Source organism: Streptomyces sp. NPDC079020 (assembly GCF_044542225.1).
Taxonomy (GTDB): Bacteria; Actinomycetota; Actinomycetes; order Streptomycetales; family Streptomycetaceae; genus Streptomyces.
The window spans coordinates 74,688-91,748 of sequence record NZ_JBITUB010000008.1 but is presented as its reverse complement, the minus strand read 5'-3'; the positions used below and the strand labels follow the sequence as shown (position 1 = coordinate 91,748).

General features: G+C 70.6%; 14 protein-coding genes. 1 reads left to right on the top strand and 13 read right to left on the bottom strand.

The genetic code is table 11. From position 1 onward, the window contains the following. Positions 1-9: 9 nt before the first annotated feature. From ACIGJO_RS18455 to ACIGJO_RS18430, 6 genes are all read right to left on the bottom strand, one after another. Positions 10-930, bottom strand: a complete 921-nt coding sequence (locus tag ACIGJO_RS18455) for a DUF4255 domain-containing protein (RefSeq protein ID WP_399959161.1) — start codon at positions 928-930, stop codon at positions 10-12. Between the two features lie 4 nt (positions 931-934). Further along, on the bottom strand, positions 935-1,675 hold the full coding sequence (locus ACIGJO_RS18450; RefSeq protein ID WP_399959159.1) for a hypothetical protein: 741 nt from the start codon (positions 1,673-1,675) through the stop codon (positions 935-937). Next, positions 1,668-2,498, bottom strand: coding sequence for a hypothetical protein (locus tag ACIGJO_RS18445; RefSeq protein ID WP_399959157.1), 831 nt, complete (start codon positions 2,496-2,498; stop codon positions 1,668-1,670). Before ACIGJO_RS18445 ends, ACIGJO_RS18450 begins: the two co-directional genes overlap by 8 nt. Positions 2,499-2,560: 62 nt before the next feature. After that, positions 2,561-3,085: a phage tail protein gene (locus ACIGJO_RS18440; protein ID WP_266931071.1), complete on the bottom strand. Its 525-nt coding sequence runs from the start codon at positions 3,083-3,085 to the stop codon at positions 2,561-2,563. Between the two features lie 37 nt (positions 3,086-3,122). After that, positions 3,123-4,973 (bottom strand): phage tail sheath family protein, encoded by a 1,851-nt coding sequence (locus ACIGJO_RS18435; RefSeq protein WP_399959154.1) that lies wholly within the window; start codon positions 4,971-4,973, stop codon positions 3,123-3,125. 720 nt (positions 4,974-5,693) lie between these two features. Beyond that, positions 5,694-6,671: a MerR family transcriptional regulator gene (locus ACIGJO_RS18430; protein WP_399959152.1), complete on the bottom strand. Its 978-nt coding sequence runs from the start codon at positions 6,669-6,671 to the stop codon at positions 5,694-5,696. A gap of 97 nt (positions 6,672-6,768) precedes the next feature. On the opposite strand from ACIGJO_RS18430, the gene ACIGJO_RS18425 reads away from it, so the two are divergent. After that, positions 6,769-8,427, top strand: coding sequence for an alpha/beta hydrolase (locus tag ACIGJO_RS18425; RefSeq protein WP_399959150.1), 1,659 nt, complete (start codon positions 6,769-6,771; stop codon positions 8,425-8,427). Positions 8,428-8,546: 119 nt separating this feature from the next. On the opposite strand, the gene ACIGJO_RS18420 is transcribed toward ACIGJO_RS18425, so the two are convergent. From ACIGJO_RS18420 to ACIGJO_RS18390, 7 genes are all read right to left on the bottom strand, one after another. Beyond that, positions 8,547-9,704 carry an MFS transporter gene (locus ACIGJO_RS18420; protein WP_399959148.1) on the bottom strand — a complete coding sequence of 386 codons (1,158 nt, stop codon included), beginning with the start codon at positions 9,702-9,704 and terminating at the stop codon, positions 8,547-8,549. Between the two features lie 5 nt (positions 9,705-9,709). Further along, the gene (locus ACIGJO_RS18415; protein ID WP_399959146.1) at positions 9,710-10,267 is read right to left on the bottom strand and encodes a GNAT family N-acetyltransferase; all 558 of its coding nucleotides are present in this window, start codon (positions 10,265-10,267) and stop codon (positions 9,710-9,712) included. Positions 10,268-10,279: 12 nt separating this feature from the next. Further along, positions 10,280-11,506: a type III PLP-dependent enzyme gene (locus ACIGJO_RS18410; RefSeq protein ID WP_399959144.1), complete on the bottom strand. Its 1,227-nt coding sequence runs from the start codon at positions 11,504-11,506 to the stop codon at positions 10,280-10,282. A 6-nt stretch (positions 11,507-11,512) separates the two neighbouring features. Further along, on the bottom strand, positions 11,513-12,826 hold the full coding sequence (locus ACIGJO_RS18405; protein ID WP_399959142.1) for a DUF6271 family protein: 1,314 nt from the start codon (positions 12,824-12,826) through the stop codon (positions 11,513-11,515). Next, on the bottom strand, positions 12,808-13,926 hold the full coding sequence (locus ACIGJO_RS18400) for a phytanoyl-CoA dioxygenase family protein (protein WP_399959139.1): 1,119 nt from the start codon (positions 13,924-13,926) through the stop codon (positions 12,808-12,810). The genes ACIGJO_RS18405 and ACIGJO_RS18400 overlap by 19 nt, the downstream gene beginning before the upstream one ends. 960 nt (positions 13,927-14,886) lie before the next feature. Beyond that, positions 14,887-15,711, bottom strand: a complete 825-nt coding sequence (locus ACIGJO_RS18395) for a phosphoenolpyruvate hydrolase family protein (protein WP_399959137.1) — start codon at positions 15,709-15,711, stop codon at positions 14,887-14,889. 55 nt (positions 15,712-15,766) lie between these two features. Then, positions 15,767-17,020, bottom strand: a complete 1,254-nt coding sequence (locus ACIGJO_RS18390) for a Tm-1-like ATP-binding domain-containing protein (RefSeq protein WP_399959135.1) — start codon at positions 17,018-17,020, stop codon at positions 15,767-15,769. Between the last annotated feature and the right edge of the window lie 41 nt (positions 17,021-17,061).

Sequence of the window (17,061 nt, the reverse complement as noted above, 5' to 3'; positions counted from 1 at the left end):
GCACTCGGTTCAGCTCTTGTCGTCCGGCGTCGGTGCGTCGCTCCCGGCAGCCTTACGGGGACGGGGCGGGGCCGCCCGCCGGGCGGGGGCCTTCGCGGTCTTGGCGGGGGTCTTCGCCGACGCCTTGGCCGGTGTTCCGGCGGGTGACCTGGCGGCGGTCCGCGCGGCTGCGGGCGCGCTCTTCGCGGGCGGGGAGGCCGCCCCCGCGTCCGTACCGGCCGCTTCACGATCAGCCGCGCCCGCTCCATCTGCCGCGGATGCTCCGTCCGCTGCGGACGCCGCGTCCGGGACCTCCGCCCCGGGCGGCACCGGCGCCCCGGGGGCACCGAACGGCAGCACCCGTACCGTGCGCTCCTTCACGGGTTTCGCCGGGACCGGCTTCTCGCGGCCCTCGATCACCACCAGCGACGCCTGGTAGGCCACCGACAGGGTGTACGGGGTCTGGTGCAGCATTCCCCAGAGCTTGGACGTCTCGTCGACATCCATGACCGTCGGTGTGAAGCGCACCTTCTGTACGGAGTCGGCCAGATCGCTGCCCGACAGATACGGGCGCTCCGCGGCGAGTTCGATCAACTCCTTGGGCAGCACCGGGATTTCGTGCAGGGTGCGGATCACACAGCCCAGCAGCCGCTGGCCGACGAGTTCCGCCTCCTCCCCGTACGCGCTGATGACGTAGTGCAGATCCAGCGGTGCCGCCGCGCGGTTGCGCAGGGTGCCGTCCGAGGCGCGGGTCGGCAGGTCGTTGTTGCGCATCGAGGCGTTCGGGGTCACCTGGTAGAGGAAGACCGTGATGGTCGGTTCGCCCGGCGGCTCCGAGGGTGGCTTGCGGGTCTCCACCTTGACCGCGATGTCCATCTCCGGTCCCAGGTTGCTCTCGATCAGCAGGGCGAGCGCCTGGGTGACCGTGGCGACGGCGAGTGCGTTGCTCATGTCGTCAATCCCTCTTCCCGCCGCGCGAGAGGTAGTCGTCCAGAGTCAGTACGGGGGCCGGCCGCCCGGCCGGCTGCGCGGGGCGCCCGCCCGGCGGGCCGTTCGTCCCGGCCGCCGGTGCCGCGCTGACCTCCAGCCGGCCGATCTGCACATGGACGACGCGGTCGGCCGGGCGCGGCGCGCGCCGCCCCACCGAGCCGAGCGCCGCACCGCGCGCGGCGGCGGTGTCGGAGCCGCGTGGCACGGTGGGCGCGGCCGTACGGGCGAAGCCTGCGGACTGCGGGACCGGTGCGGCTGCCACCGGCGGAGCGGTGGCCGGGGCGTCCGGGCCGCCCCGCCGGGCCGCCCGCGTGCCCTCGGCCGTACCGCGCCGCGGTGCGGGCGCCGGAGCCGCCGAGGGGCGCGGCAGGGGGGTGGGGGCCGGTGCGGGGGACAGGTCCGGCCGGCCGTCCCCGGCGGGCCGCGGTGCCTGCTCGGTGCGCACCACGGTGTGCCGTTCGGTGTGGGTCTCCCGCCCCGGCCGCGCGGTCAGGGGCAGGGCGCCGGGGGCGGGCGGGGGAGCGGAGGGGAGCAGCGCGGCCGGTTCGTCCGCCTCGGGCGGCTCCTGCCGCAGGGCCTCGGCGCGCTCGAACGGGCCGGGCAGCCGTGGCCGTACGCGTACCCGCGCGCCGGAGCCGCCAGGGCCGTCGGAGCTGTCGGCCACCGGCGCGTACCGGGCAAGGAGCCGGTCGAAGTAGTCAGGCATCGGTGCACAGCTCCAGGTAGTAGCGGCGCCGAAGGGGACTGAGCGCCAGAATTTCCGGCTCGCTCCACCCGTAGGCGGTGGCGAGCAGATGGACGTCCAGGAGTAAATCCCTTGCCCAGTTGTCCAGTTCGGTCCACAGATAGAAGGAGATATCCAGCTCGGCGACGGTCGCCGAGCCGCATTCCGGGCAGACCACGTTCAGCGTCACCTCGGCCGTCGGGTCCGCCTCCGCGGCCTTCTCCGCGATGAGCTGTTCCACCCGCTCGGGGAGCAGCTCGGCCAGTCGTTCCGCGGCGACGGGCTCCCCGTTGCGCAGGGCCCGCAGCGTGCAGCCCGTCAGGAGCCGGCGGCGTGCCTCGGACGGCGAACCGGGTGAGCCGCGCCGGCCGGGTGAACCGGCAGCCCCGGTCGTCCCGGCAGCTCCCGTCGTCCCGGCAGTCCCGGCAGTCCCGGCCGCCGCGAGGTCGGCGACGGTCGGCAGCCGGAACTCGACCACCCACCCGTCCTCCGCCACCCTCAGCGGCCGGTCCGGGACCGCCCCGCGTGCGCCCAGAGCACCCGCGTCGAGATCGAACTCCATGGCCTCGTCGCAGGACCCGCACTCGATCCGCACCTGCATCAGCTCGCCGAACAGCGAGCGGCGCAGCGCGAACAGGTCCGCCTCCCGCACACCGACCGGCACCGACAGCAACGCGTCCGTACCGGTCCCCGGGCGGGCCGCCCGGTGCAGCAGCAGCGATCTGTCCGCCGCACCCAGGGCGAGCCCGCTCTCCCACGCGGCCAGCAGCTCGGCGGGGCCCACCGGACCCGTACCGGGGGTCATGTCCGGACTCCGGCCGGGCTACGACGAGGAGCCATCGTCTTTCCTCCGTGCACGCGCGAGGCTCAGGCGGGGTGGGTGAAGGACGGCTCGGCCGGTTCCGGGACCTCGTAGTCCCGCTCCCAGCCCTCGCACTCCAGCTTCACGCTCTGGATGGCGACCGCGTTGGCGTTCGCGTCGAGCTCGCCCATGACCTGGTACTCGCTCACCCACGCGCGGTAGAGCTTGTGCGAGACGGCGACCTGCCCGGCCTCGTTGAGGACCTGGATGATGATGTCCTTGCGGAAGTCGCGCAGCGACACCTCGGAGCCGAGCCCGGCGCCGACCTGCCAGACCTTGTTGGCCCAGCGGTCGAACTCCGGGTCGTGGGTCACCCCGCGTTCCAGCGTGACCCCCTCGAACTCGGAGCGGCCCGGCGACTTCCTCGGCGAACTGGGGTCGCCGCCGTGCCGGTGCTTGACCACTTCCGTGGTCCGCTTCAACGGACTGATCTTGCTGATGCCCGCGACCGTTCGACCGTCCCACAGGACCAGGAACTTGAAATTCTTGTAGGGGTCAAAGCGATGGGCGTTTACCTGGAACTCAGCCATCGGTTTCCTTCGTGTTCCTTTACCTCGGGTCCTTGGATTACGAGAGGTCGAACTGACCGGCAATCTGCTGGATCTTGACGATCACGAACTCGGCCGGCCTGACCGGTGCGATGCCGATCACCACATTCACCACACCGCGCTCGATGTCGGCATCGGTGGTGGTGTCCTTGTCGCACTTCACGAAGTACGCCTCACGGGGTGTGCCGCCCTTGAACGCGCCCTGGCGGAACAGATCATTCAGATAGGCCGAGGCATTCAGCCGGATCTGCTGCCACAGCTGTTCGTCGTTCGGCTCGAAGACCACCCACTGGAGTCCCCGGTACAGGCTCTCCTCGATATGCAGGGCGAGCCGGCGCACCGGAACGTACTTCCACTCGCTCTCCAGCGCGTCCGCGCCCAGGAGCGTCCGGGCACCCCAGACGAGCGGCCCCACCACCGGGAAGGTCCGCAGGCAGTTGACGCCCAGCGGGTTGAGCAGCGCGTTGTCCCGGTCGGTCAGCCTGACCGTCAGGGAACGCACTCCGGCCAGCCGCGCGTCGGTGCCCGCCGGGGCCTTCCAGACGCCGCGCTCCCCGTCCGTACGGGCGATGACACCGGCCACCGCGCCCGACGGCGGGAACGAGCGGAGCCGCCCGGTCAGCGGGTCGGTGAGCTGGAGGTGCGGGAAGTACAGGCCGGAGTGGTCGCTGCGTACCGCGTCGAACGCACCGATCCCGGCCCGCGCCGCGTCGACGCTTCCCCAGGTCGACGGCGAGTCGACCAGCAGGAAGATCCGGCGTTCGCGGCAGAGCTGTTCGGCGGCGGACAGCACGGTGGCCATGTCGTCGACGGACTCGTACGCCGAGAGCTCGGGCAGCGCCAGCAGGTTGACGTCGTCCACGTCGCGCAGCGCGTGCACCCCGGTCTTGCGGGCCTCGCTGCCGATGAGGTCGAGCGGTCCGGGGGCGTCGCCGTCCTTGCCGCCCGCCAGCGGGAAGACGGGCGGGTTCACCGAGGCTTCGAGGCCGAGGTCGTTGGCGCACTCGCCGACGAACCGCACGATGTCGTCCGGGTCGACGGATCCGGCGACCACCTGGAGGCGGCGGCCGAAGGCGGTGACCTCCGCGCCGGCGAAGGCGTGCTTGCCGGGGGCGTCGGGCAGGGCCCGCAGCTTGCGCTCCAGAAGCAGGGCCAGCTCGGTGACCGTGTGCGGCGGTTCGCCGTCCCGGTCGGGTTCGAAGAGCGTGAACTCCCGCTCCACATCGCCGATCTTCACCTTCAGCTCGACGTTCAGATCGGGCAGGTTCGCGGCGAACGGCTTGGACACGGTGCCGGACGGGTCGGGCCGGTCCTCGTCCAGGACCTTCACCCGGACGAGCGAGGAGCCCGCGCCCACGACCGTTTCGACGAAGCGGCCGTGACCGGAGTGCATCGACAGGCCGGTGAAGGTCTCGCGGGCACCGCCGCGGGCGTCCAGGACATGCAGGTTGAAGGTCTTGTCCGGGGTGGACGTGTCGTGGTCGACGGCCACCCGCAGCCCCGAGCCCCACACACCCGGTTCCTTCGCGTGGACCTCCAGCACGGGGCACGCGCCGCGGCCCTCGGTGGACTCCAGGGTGACGCAGGCCTCTTCACCCGTGCCGGCCTTGGCCACCCGGACGATGACCGCGACCGCCCCGCCGTTGCCGAAGAACTGGTGCACGGCGTAGCCGACCGCGCTCTGCGACGTGAGCCCGCCGAAGCGCCGCTCGAAGTCGGCGAAACTGGTGATGCGCACCGGTTGGTTGAGCGGTCCTCGGCGGGTGTGCCCCACGAAAGCGGTCACCGATGTGGTGACCGAGGCGATGGTCCGGACGCTGCTGGGAAGTTCTTCGATGTAAACGCCGGGATAGCCCATGTGCGTCGGCATTCCCCCTCCATTCCCTTCGCGCACCAAGAGATGAGGGGAGGAGGTGAAGGAATTGCCCGCTGATCATGTGGTCACGGACATACGATCTTCGCTGCTTCCCCCGCCGCACACCCCGTGCGATCTATGTCTCGCAGGGCCAATTCGCATGCACATGCGCTTGTGGCTCCTGATGCATGAGTGCCTCTGCGAGTTTCGTTCTTGTATCAAGAGATGGTCAAGGCGGTAATCCGGTCATCCGGCGGAAAGCGTCCGTGAATATCTGACAGGGGCTGTTCTGCGTGGTCAGCGGGATATTGGTGATCGAACATGAAGTCGGATTCACCGGTACTTCACGTTCTATTCCGCACGGGGGAGTGATTTCGGCCGTTCATCAGGCCTTCCGGCGCGCCGACTTGTGTCTTGTTCCAGCAGGAATGATCCGGTTTTGGTGCGGGGGTGCGCGGGCACGGGGAAGTGGTTCGGCCGGGCCGGTGGGCCACCCGGCCGCGCAGATCAGCAGCTCAGCGGCCGATGGGGCGGCGAGGCCGTGCGCAGGGCGGGCCGGCGGCCCGACGGATCACGGGAACCGGCCGGTGAGCCGGTCAACAGGGCCGGACCGGCCAACGGCCGTCCGGCGTACCGGGCGGCCGACGCGAACTGCCCGGCCACCCGGGATCCGGCTGCCCGGCCACCTGGGATCCGATCGCCCGGCCACCAGGGACCCGGCCGGCCGAAGACCGGTCAGCCGGCCGCCGCCCCGGCCACCTGGGTGTCCAGAGCGGCGCGGAGCCAGTCCTCGGACGCGCCGAACGTCGGCTCCGGCGAGCTGGACAGCTGGGCGGTCAGCTCCCAGTAACGGCCGATACGGGGGTCCGAGGTCCGGGCCAGCACGCCGCTGAGCCGGTGGCGGAAGCCGGGGGTGTCCCGCAGACCGCGAAGGCGGGCGAACGCGGCGACGAAACTGTCGAGAGCCTCGCCCTCGCGCGGGGGCCGCCCCGCCCGCAGGTCGGGGGAGGCGATCGTGAACGCCTCACGGAGACCGTCGTAGAGCAGGTCCGGCCGGCAGTCCTCGCCCAGCAGCAGGTACTCGGGCCGGCAGACACTGATGTCGCCCCCGATGCCGGAGCCGACGTCGGAGGCGAGCGCGTGGAGCCGGGCGAAGGCCAGCACCTGGGCCGGGGACGGATCCGCCGGAGGCTGGGGAACCGCCGCCTCGATGATCCATGACTTCTGGGCCGCCGGGAGACGCACGGGCAGGACGCGACGCCAGAAGCGCGCCAGTGACGTGGTGTCGGGCGGGGTGGCCATCGCGCCGATCAGGAGCAGCCGCCCGGCCCGTTCCCCGGGCGGGCATTCCTGGAGCAGCTGGAGCGCGGCCTCCCGCCAGCGCATCGCGGTCATCTGGGTGCCGAGTTCCTTCAGCCGGTCCGCGATGACGTCCCGCAGCCCGTCCTCCAGCGCGTCGTCCCGGTCCAGCACCCGGCCCACGTCCGGCACCGGCAGGTCCAGCGTGCGCAGCGACCGGATCAGCCGGAGCCGGTCGAGCGCCTCGGGACCGTAACGGCGATGGCCCCCGGTGCTGCGCGCCGCCTCGGGCAGCAGACCGCGGTCCGAGTAGAAGCGGACGGTCTTGACCGTGACGCCCGCCCGCGCCGCCAGCTCTCCGATGCTCCATGTGCCGTCGCGGGGCGCGTCGTTCCACATGCCGTCGGGGCACACGTCTTGAACCTCCCTCAGGGGGAGTTCCTACGTTACGCGGGAGCACGGGCGGCCCGGAGGGCGGCCGTGCGGACCACGGCGCGAGAGGGAGGCGTACATGACGGCGTTCGTACTGGTGGCGGGCAGCCACACCGGTGGCTGGGTCTGGCGGGACGTGGCGGCCCGGCTGCGGGAGTCGGGGGCCGGGGCGTACCCGGCGACGCTCACCGGGCTGGGGGACCGGCGCCACCTGGGCGGTCCCGGCACGGACCTGGAGACGCACGTCGAGGACCTGGTGCGGCTGATCGACCATGTGGACGAGCCGGAGGTGGTGCTCGTCGGCCACGGGTACGGCATCCATCCGGCGCTGGGCGCCGCCGACCGCCGCCCGGAGCGGATCGCGCGGATCGTGTACCTGGACGTGGGCCTGGCCCGGAACGGTGACGCTGCGCTGGAACTGGTCCCGGACCCTTCCGTACGCGAACGGCTCCAGGGCGGCCCGCGGGCCGCGCGAGAACCGGACACGGCGCACACGGCAAGCGTCGGAAACACCGGCAGCACCGGCAGCACCGGCAGCACCGGGAGCACCGGGAGCACCGGGAGCACCGGGAGCACCGGGAGCACCGGGAGCACCGGGAGCACCGGGAGCACCGGAAACACCGGAAACACCGGCCTGCTCCCGCCGCCGGCTCCCGGTGAGTGGACGCGCTGGGGCAGCACCGCGGGCCTGAGCGCGGAAGCGCTGGCACGGCTGGACCGTCTCGCCGCGCCGCAGCCCGTGCGCACCCTCACCCAGCCGCTCCGGCTGTCGGGGGCGGGATCCGGACTGCCGATGTCCGGCGTCCTGTGCACGGCCAACGGGTCGAGCATCGCGCTCGTGGAGCGGATGGTGGGGCTCGGGGCCGAGCAGTTCCAGGCGCTCGTCGATCCGGAGGTGAGCTTCTTCGAACTCGACACCGGACACTGGCCGATGCTCTCGGCGCCGGACGAGCTGACCGGTGTACTGCTGGCGGCGGCCGGGGGCAAGGGGCACCGGATCGCTCCCGAGGTGGGTGAAGAGCCCGCGCACCTGCGGCCCTTCCTCCTGGACGTGCCGGAGCGGCGCAGGGAGCGTGTGGGCCGGGTCGACCTGTATCCGCCCGACGCGGACGGGCCCCGTCCGGCGGTGATCCTCGTCCATGGCGGCCCGGTTCCGGCCGGGGGGCTGCCGACACCGCGCGACTGGCCGGGCCTGGTCGGCTACGCCTCGTACGCGGCGGACCTGGGCGCGGTCGGTGTGACGCTGGACCACCGGCTCCACGGGCTCGGTGACTTCGCGCTCGCCGCCGGGGATGTGGCCGAAGCGGTCGAGCTCGTACGGTCCGATCCGCGCGTCGACGGGCAGCGGATCGCCCTGTGGTTCTGCTCGGTCGGCGGACTGCTGTCGGCCGACTGGCTGGCGGCGCCCCCGCCGTGGCTGCGCTGCGTGGCGGCCACCTGTCCGGCGCTCGCGCCGCTGTCCAACTGGCAGGGCGTGGAGCCCCGGTTCCGGCCGGCGGACGCGGTGAGCGGGGCCGGGCGGCTGCCGATCGTCCTGACCCGGGTGGGCCTGGAGTCGCCGGAGATCGCGGTGACGGTCCAGGAGTTCCTCGACTCCGCGGAGACGGCCGGAGCGGCGGTCGAGGTGATCGACATTCCGCACGCCCACCACGGGTTCGAGACGATCGACCGCACAGACGAGGCGCGGCGGGCGGTGGAGCGGGCCATGACATCGGTACTGACGCACCTGCGGGGCTGAGACCCGTGGCCCGGGGCTCCTGAGACCTCTGGGTCCCAGGAGCCCCGGGCCACGGACGATCAGCCGACGGACGATCAGCCCACGGACCAACAGCCCACGGACCAACAGCCCACGGACGATCAGGCCTCGGACAGGGCCGTCCACCTGATCCGGGTGGCGCACAGGGACACGAGGAGCGCCGCGGCGGCCACGGCGCCCATGCCCCACACCAGGCTGCTGGCGCTCGCTATGAAGCCGATCGCCGCCGGGCCGGCCAGCAGGCCGGTCGTGCCCATGGCGGCGACCAGGGCCAGGGCGTCCGGGCCCGTCCTGGCGGCGGCCACATAGATGCACGGGGTCACGGCGGCGATGCCCAGCCCGACGCAGGCGAACCCGATCAGCGTCGGCACCACGCCACCGACCAGCAGGGCGAGCGCCAGCCCGGCGCCGGCCAGCACACTGCCCACCCGGACGATACGGCCGTCGCCCCAGCGGGTACGCCAGCTGTCGGCGAAGACCCGGGCCAGCACCATCATGACCGAGACCACGGCGATGCCCATGGGCGCCATCTCGGCCGAGGCGTTGACGACGTCCTTCAGATAGAGCGCCGACCAGTCGTTCATGGCGCCCTCGGTCACGGTGCCGAACGCCATCGCGCACCCCATCCACAAGGTCGCGCGGGCCGGCATGGTCAGCTTCCGGCGGTCCTTCTTCTTCTCGGGTTCCCGCTGGTCCGCCGTCAGCAGTCCGGGCCAGGAGTATCCGGCCAGGAGCAGCAGGAGGACGGTGGCCACGCCGAAGTGTGCCGCCAGTTCCGAGGTCCACAGATGCATCCCGGAGGCGAGGAGCGCCGCCAGCAGCGACCCGGCACTGAACGTCGCGTGCAGTCGGGACATGGTGGTGCGCCCGTGCTCGACCTCGAGCGCGGCGCCCTGCGCGTTCATCGCGACGTTCAGACAGCCGACGGCGACGCCGTCCAGACAGATGATCAGCAGGGCGACCGGATAGTTGGGAGCGGCTGCCAGGGCGAGCAGAAGAACGCCCAGGCAGAGCGAAGACACCAGCGCCAGCCGCCGCGAGCCGATGCGCCGCATGAGCACGGTCACCAGGGGGAACGACGCCGCCGCGCCCGCGCCGCAGGCCATCAGCAGCAGACCCAGCTCCGCCTCGCTCAGGCCGAGTTCCGTCTTGAGGGTGGGGAGCCGGGCCGCCCAGGTGGCGTACTGGAACCCCAGCAGACAGAACAATGCTGCGATCGCCAATTGTGCGCGGCGAAATGGATCGCGGACGCGAAACATGTGAATCAACCTACTTCGTCGTGCGGTGGAGACCCGGGCAATGGATCACGGAAAGGCGCCGGACTCCCGGCCCGGCCGCCTTGCACCGCCCTGGACATGTATACGGCGGTGGCGCCGTAACTCCGGGGCAGCGGGACATGGGGGTGGGCGTGAAATCCGTTGGCCGCCCAGAAGGTCTCGTTGTCCCCGACGGAGATCAGCGAGATGTGTTCGTACGTCTTCGCGCCGGCCGTCACCGTGAGGTGGTGGAGAAGTCTCCTCGCCAGCCCCCGGCCACGGAATTCCTCGTCGACGACGATGTCGTGCAGATGCAGGTTGCGCGAGTGGAAGATGACCTCCTCGCCGCGTGTCAGCTCCGGGTACTGGAATCTCGGATAGGGCAGGGCCAGCACATAGCCGGTGATCCGCCCGCCGTGGTCCAGTACGAAACAGGTGGCGGGCGAGGCCTGCGCCCTGGATTCCAGTGCCGCGCGCCCCTCGGACAGCGAAATGTCGCTGTAGGCACTGGATTCCAGGGCGACGATGCCGTCCCAGTCGCTGTCGGCGATATGCCGTACGCGCATGTCGTGGATCATCTACTCCGGACCCTTCCGGCCGGGGCGTCCGCCGGATGCCCAGGAGTACGGGAGCGGGCGGAACCCGTTGAATCCCCGCGTCATATAACTGGTCGCATAGGCGCCGCAGGAGAGGATCCAGACCGGATCGCCCGACGCGACATCTTCTGGCACACGAACGGGACTGTCCGTCTGTACGTAGGCGTCGTCGCTGTCGCACGTGGGGCCCGCGATGACAGCGGGCACGTGTTCCGCACCGTCGTGGGACGGGAACACCAGCCGGTACTGCAACGCGTCCATCTCGTACAGCCCGTTGAACTTTCCGCAGCTCAGATACAGCCAGTGCTGTCGCTCGCCGTCCAGCTGCTGCCGTGTGGACATCCGGGACACATGAGCTCTGATGGCTCCGTGATCGGCCACCAGATGGCGTCCCGGCTCCATGACGAATTCCAGGGCGGATTCCGAAACGGCCCTCAGGTGCTCCATGCCCTCCCGGATCACGGCGAATATCTTGTCCAGCGGCGGATCGAGAGGAATTCCTCTCATGTCCCGGTAGCCGAGTGCCGGCAGACCGCCGCCGAGATTGATGTGGTCCGGACGGATTCCCCGCCGGTTCAGTGCTGTGAGCACGTCGGCGAGGCTTTCGAAGGCGCTCTGCCAGGCTTCGGTCGTCATCTGCTGCGAACCGACGTGCACGGACAGGCCCGCCGGGGTCAGGCCGGTGTCCCGCGCCTTCTCCATCACCCGTACCGCGTCCGCGCCCGAGCAGCCGAACTTCTTGCTGAGGCCCCACAGGGCCCCGTCCCCGCTGGTGGCGAGCCTGCAGAACACACGGGCGCCCGGCGCGTGGACGCCGATCGCCGTCACGTCCTCCAGGCTGTCCGTCGCGAAGTCCCGGATGCCGAGCCGGTAGGCATCGGCGATGTTGTGGTCGGACTTGATGGTGTTGCCGTAATGAATGGCGTCGAGCGGTACACCGGTTCCGATCGCCTGCGCGATCTCTTCGGGACTTGCCGCGTCGAAGCCGGATCCCCTGCCCGCCAGGGCCGCCAGCACTTCGTCCACCGGGCAGGCCTTCATGGCGAAGCGGACGGAGATGCCGGGCAACTCCCGTATCAGCGCGTCGTACTGCTTTTCGATCCCGGCGAGGTCGAAGACGATCCGGTCATCGGTGGCGGCGGCCAGTGCGGCGCGCATCCGTGAGGTGGCCGGTATCTCGGTGGTCGCGTGCGTCAGTAAATTGCTCATGGCTCTCTACCGGACCGTCCGGTGCAGGCCGGTGGACCGGCTCGCACGCATCAGTGGCTCCCACGCCTCGATCAGCAGGGCGAAGTCGTCGATGTCGGCCTGGGCCTCGTCGAGCAGGCGCGGGCCCTGCGAGGCCAGGACGTCCGCGAACTCCGCGTATCTGCCGCCGAGCTTCCGGTAGGAACGGTCGAGGCTGTTCAGCCGCTCCACGTTCTCGTCCCTGGGCGACCGGATGCTTTCCCTGATGAATTCGGTGATCGCGGGCACGCGGAGACGGTCCCGGTCGTCGAGCAGCGACTCCCCGGCCGCCGCCATCCGGTCGTAGATGACATTGAAGTAGAGCATCGACAGGAAGAACTTCGTGAACCGCAGCTGGTAGGCCATGAACCCGGAATCGGTTCTGCGCTCGGCGGTGTAGAAGTTCACGATGTTGCGGTTGTGGAGGACGCCGGGCAGCCGGGCGTCATGCACCACATGCATGAGGAAATAGTCGCTGCCGATGGTATTGGTGGCGGGCGGCAGCGGCATGAGCTCGTACACCTCGTGGTGGAAACTGATGTTGCACATGTCCACCCGCATGGGATCGACCGTGGTCAGGGTCGAGTGGTCCCGGACGAACTCCTCCGTGCCGGCCCCGCGGAAGGACTCGTCGACCAGTTGCCGTTTCTCCTCGTCCGACCACCGGGCGGGGGCCCACAGGCTGACGACGTCGTGATAGACACCGCGGTCGAGCTGCTGGATCTCGCTGATGTCCACGGACAGTTCACCCACGAAGGAACTGCCCACCATGGACACCGTCCGGTGGGTCTGCGACGGCTCCAGTTCGGCCTCGGTCACCCCGGGGACCGCGTCGCTCGCGCGCAGGCCGAGGGACAGGAGCTCGTGGTGGATGGGGAATACCGGCTCGCCGTTCAGGACCTGGTAGCTGCTGTCGGAATCCCTGCGGTGAATCGACTCGCAGCCGAGCGCGGCGGCGATGAGGAACGCGCGATTGGTGCAGGCGCCGTAGGAGACACCGGCCGGAAGCATCAGATCGAGGAGCAGCTGGGGCTTGGTGACCTCGGCGCGCTGGATCACGTCCCGCAGAAAGTCCCGCTGTTCCGACTCGCCGAGATGGTGCACGACCACGTTCGCGGTGGCGGGCAGCGCGGCGACGGCCTCGGCGTGTCCGGCGAGCGTCTGTTCGTCGGAGGAGTCGAGGATCAGCAGATGCACCTCGACGTCGAAGTGCCCGGCCGCGTGGGCGGCCTCGGCACCGACCGCCGAGATCGTCGGCGAGCACGGCCTGTTGGTGGGAAGGGTCAGGCAGACTGTGCGCATGTCGGCTCTCCCGTCGACCGCTCGGCTTCGGCGATGACCTCGGCCACGGCCGCGGCTCCGGCTTCGGATTCCGCTTCGGCTCCCGTCCCGCGCCAGGATTCGAGCCCCAGGAGTTTCGCGCCGAGACCGTTCAGGGTGGCGGTGCCGTATCTGAGGGACTCGTGCTTCGTCGCGTCGCCGACCAGCGTCTTGTTCCAGTCCGGAGTGCTGAGGTGGCGCCAGGAGTCGACCCGGGACCGGGTCAGCTCCTCGTCCGACTCCAGGGCGGGCATCATGGAGAGGTACTGAACCGCCCGCACCCCCCGCTCCGAGGTGTTGCGGGCCACTCCGTGCGCGAGCAGGCCGTTCCAGATCAGCAGGTCACCGGCCTTGAGCGCGGGCCGGACCACGGGAAACTCCGACCGGTCGGCATCCGGCCTGATGGGGTCCCGGTCCGCCGGCTGCACGGCCTTCCACTGGTCGAACCGGCGGAACAGCTCCGGCGAGCACTGGAATCCGCCTTCGTCCGGCTGGGTGTCCTTCAGCGCGATGATGCCCTGGACCCGCTGCGGCAGCACCCCGAGCGTGGTGTCGACATCCCAGTGGAGCTCGATGTCGAACCCCTTGTCCGTGGGCGCGATGTGCGCACGGTCACGGTCCTTGATGTTCGGCGGGTTGAGATTGAGCCGGTCCAGGGTCACCCACAGCTCTTCGCAGTCCCAGACGTCGACGAACGCGTCGTACACGCGCTGGTTCTGGCGGCTGTCCCAGATCAGCTGGTGGTGGTAGGCCTCGACGAATCCGTAGATGTGCAGCTCCCGGTCCAGATCCGAACGGAACTCCCGGTCGGAGTACCAGCTCTCCGGCCGGTCCGGGTCGAGCCCCTGGAAGTCCCAGGTGAAGTCCAGCAGCCGCTTCGCCGCGGCGGCGGGGATCGCCTGCTCCACGACGACGTATCCGTACGTCTGCCAGAAGGCGAAGTCCTCCTCCGACAGAACGCGGAGCTCCCGTGACTTGCGGAGCTCCCGCAGCGGGGTCCGGGCGAGATACGTCTCGGTGTCCGTACTGAAGTACGGGATGTCCGATGCGGCTCGATGCAGATAGGGGTCGGGCGTCGGCATGCAATCACTCCAGGACTCGACAGTGCTGTGGACGAGCGGACCCGCCGGTCTCCGGCGGCTCGCGCTTACGGCGCGTGGCATCGCTGGAATCGGCGCGGAGAACCGCTTCCACAGGTGGGAAGACGGCTGTGCGGAGAACGGCTGAGTGGGAGATACGGATTCAGTGGGAACGGCTTCCCGTGACCGCTTCAGGGCGCAGTGAACTCACGGCCGGCTGCCGTTGATTCACTCGCTGCGGGTGGGTTCGGCCGGTGGGCCGGAATGCTGTCCGGCGGATGCCTCTTCCTCGGACCGTCCCGGGTGGGACGGGGAAATTCGCCGTCCGAGGACGAGAGCCATGTGGTGGTGCTGCGGTGCGGTGCGGGAGTGGTACGTCGTGAGGACGGACCGGTTCTTCCCCCTCCTCGTGCTTGGTGCCCAGCACTGGCCGCGGTACGGGAAGCGGGCACGCGTCGTCGACGTCGTCGTCGGCAGGCGTGGCCAACTCAGACTGCTGGCCTGCTGGTTTGCTCGTACGGCAAAGGTCCGGACAGCGGCCGTCGCCCCGCCGAACCTGTGTGTCACTAAGTTGGACTAGACCAACTTCCGGTGTCAACCCCATCGTTGGGCAGAGTCGATGGCGTGTCGTCGACGGGGCGGAAAAGTGGCCGTACGGGTCCGGAACTCGACGTTGCAGTAACGGAGTTCTTGACCCGGTCTTTGATGTCGCCGCTGTCCGCCGGGAGGCTCCGGATATAACCGCCGGTACAACTGGACGGTGAATGCTGAATGTTGTGGAGGTGAATGCGTTACCGGTGGGTATTCATGAATTCCGGGTCGCTCTTCGCAGTATGGTTCGACCCGGGGGAGGAGGCCGGCGGAAATTCCGTAGCGGCCCCTGCCGGGAAACGCGACAGCCCGGCCACCCCCTGCGGGGCGGCCGGGCTTCGGACGGGTCCGGAGTCGGGGCGTGCTCGGTGCTCAGCCGATCGGGAGGGACTTGAAGGCGCGTGCCTGTTCGGTGACGGCGCGTTCGGTGGGCAGGCGCTCCATGGACGAGGCGCCGAAGAACCCGGCGATGCCCGAGGTGTGCTCCAGGACGTAGCGGGCGTCCTCGGGTTCGGCGATCGGCCCGCCGTGGCAGAGCACGATGATGTCCGGATTGACGCGCTTGGCGGCGTCGTGCATCTCCTGCACGGCCGTGGCCGCCTGGTCGAGCGTGAGGGCGGTGGTGGCCCCGATGGCGCCCTTGGTGGTGAGCCCGACATGGGGTACGAGGACATCCGCGCCGGCCGCGGCCATGGCGGCGGCCTGGTCGGTGTCGAAGACGTAGGGGGCGGTCAGCAGATCCCGTTCATGGGCCTGGCGGATCATGTCGATCTCCAGGCCGAAGCCCATGCCCGTCTCCTCCAGGTTCTCCCGGAACGTGCCGTCGTACAGCCCGACCGTGGGGAAGTTCTGTACGCCGGTGAAGCCGACGGACTTCAACTGGTCGAGGAAGTTGCCCATGATCCGGAAGGGGTCGGTGCCGCACACCCCGGCGAGCACCGGCACCTCCCGTACGACGGGAAGCACCTCCCCGGCCATCTCCAGCACGATGGCGTTGGCGTCGCCGTAGGGCAGGAGACCCGCCAGCGAGCCGCGCCCGGCCATCCGGTAGCGGCCGGAGTTGTAGATGATCAGCAGGTCGACACCGCCGGCCTCCGCGCACTTGGCGGTCAGGCCGGTTCCGGCGCCTGCTCCGATGACGGGCTTCTTGGCGCCGACCTGGGCGGTCAGACGGCTCAGGGCTTGCTTGCGGTCCACGAGGGGGGCTCCTTCTCGGTGTGCGCGGTCGGGGATGTCCGCGGCGCCTGCGGTCTCAGGCGTCCGCGGCCGGGCGGTCGGCGGCGGTGATCAGCCGGTGGAGGTGGTCGGCGGCGGCCAGGGCGAAGGCCGGGTCGTTCAGATGGGCGTCGAGCTCGTGGAGTTCGACGGTGCTGCCCTCCAGCGCCGACCGCAGGGAGGCCAGAGCGGCCCCGTCGGCGGCGGGGTCGTGGAACGGCCCGCCGGGCGCGTCCACGGCGGAGACGCCGCCGCGTGGCCAGAGGACCGCCGCGGGTCCGTCCGCCGCGGCCAGCTTGTGCCCGATGGAGGTCCCGAGCAGCGCCATCTCGTCGGCCGTGGTGCGCATCAGGGTGACGGTCGGGTTGTGCACGAGCAGCCGGCGCTCGGCGAAGCGCTCGGGGACCGTCTCCCGGGCCCCGAAGTTGACCATGTCCAGCGCTCCGGGGGCCACCACCTGGGGAATGCCCGCCCGGCCCGCCGCGGTGAGCCGGCCGGGCCCGGCGCTCAGCACCCCGCCGACCAGTTCGTCCGCGAGTTCGGTGGTGGTCAGATCCAGGACCCCGGCCAGGAAGCCGCCCGCGGCGAGCTTCTCCAGGGCCTGCCCGCCCGCACCGGTGGCATGGAAGACCAGGACCTCGTAACCGAGCTCGTCCAGCCGGTGGCGGGCGGCGTCGACGGCCGGTGTGGTGACCCCGAACATGCTGGCACCGATCAGTCTGCGGCCCCCGGCGCCCGGACGGGTCAGGCTCCGCTCGTGGTGGGCGGCCATGCCCGCGGCGGCGGCCACCGCGTTCCCCAGGATCAGGGACGAAACGGAGTTGATGCCCGCCACATCGACCACGCTGTACATCATGGTGATGTCGCTGCTGCCCACGTACGGGGATACATCCCCGCCGGCCATGGTGGACACCAGCAGCTTCGGCACACCGACGGGCAGCGCCCGCATGGCCCGCGCGGCGATGAACGAGCCACCGCTGCCGGCCACCGCCAGCACCGCGTGCAGCCGGCCCTCGCGGTGCAGATCGCCGACGACCAGCTCGACCCCCTCGGCCATGGCCGACACCGCCGCGCCGCGGTCCCCGGCGGCCCGCAGCGCCGCCAGGTCGTGCCCGGCGCGGCGGGCGACGGAGGCGGCGTCGACATCACCGGCGGGGGCCCCGTCCGGCAGCGGCATCACCCCGGCATCGACGGTCACCACCTCGCATCCGGACGCCCGCAGCCGCGTCGCGAGCCACGCGTACTCCGTCCCCTTGGTGTCCAGGGTCCCCACCAGCACGACGGTCGCCATGTTCTTTCTCCTTCGAACGAACGGTCCCTCGATCCTGCGCG

Coding starts and splice junctions, on each gene's coding strand:
- ACIGJO_RS18455 (WP_399959161.1), bottom strand. CDS start 930: ATGAGCAACGCACTCGCCGTCGCCACGGTCACCCAGGCGCTCGCCCTG.
- ACIGJO_RS18450 (WP_399959159.1), bottom strand. CDS start 1,675: ATGCCTGACTACTTCGACCGGCTCCTTGCCCGGTACGCGCCGGTGGCC.
- ACIGJO_RS18445 (WP_399959157.1), bottom strand. CDS start 2,498: ATGACCCCCGGTACGGGTCCGGTGGGCCCCGCCGAGCTGCTGGCCGCG.
- ACIGJO_RS18440 (WP_266931071.1), bottom strand. CDS start 3,085: ATGGCTGAGTTCCAGGTAAACGCCCATCGCTTTGACCCCTACAAGAAT.
- ACIGJO_RS18435 (WP_399959154.1), bottom strand. CDS start 4,973: ATGCCGACGCACATGGGCTATCCCGGCGTTTACATCGAAGAACTTCCC.
- ACIGJO_RS18425 (WP_399959150.1), top strand. CDS start 6,769: ATGACGGCGTTCGTACTGGTGGCGGGCAGCCACACCGGTGGCTGGGTC.
- ACIGJO_RS18420 (WP_399959148.1), bottom strand. CDS start 9,704: ATGTTTCGCGTCCGCGATCCATTTCGCCGCGCACAATTGGCGATCGCA.
- ACIGJO_RS18415 (WP_399959146.1), bottom strand. CDS start 10,267: ATGCGCGTACGGCATATCGCCGACAGCGACTGGGACGGCATCGTCGCC.
- ACIGJO_RS18410 (WP_399959144.1), bottom strand. CDS start 11,506: ATGAGCAATTTACTGACGCACGCGACCACCGAGATACCGGCCACCTCA.
- ACIGJO_RS18405 (WP_399959142.1), bottom strand. CDS start 12,826: ATGCGCACAGTCTGCCTGACCCTTCCCACCAACAGGCCGTGCTCGCCG.
- ACIGJO_RS18400 (WP_399959139.1), bottom strand. CDS start 13,926: ATGCCGACGCCCGACCCCTATCTGCATCGAGCCGCATCGGACATCCCG.
- ACIGJO_RS18390 (WP_399959135.1), bottom strand. CDS start 17,020: ATGGCGACCGTCGTGCTGGTGGGGACCCTGGACACCAAGGGGACGGAG.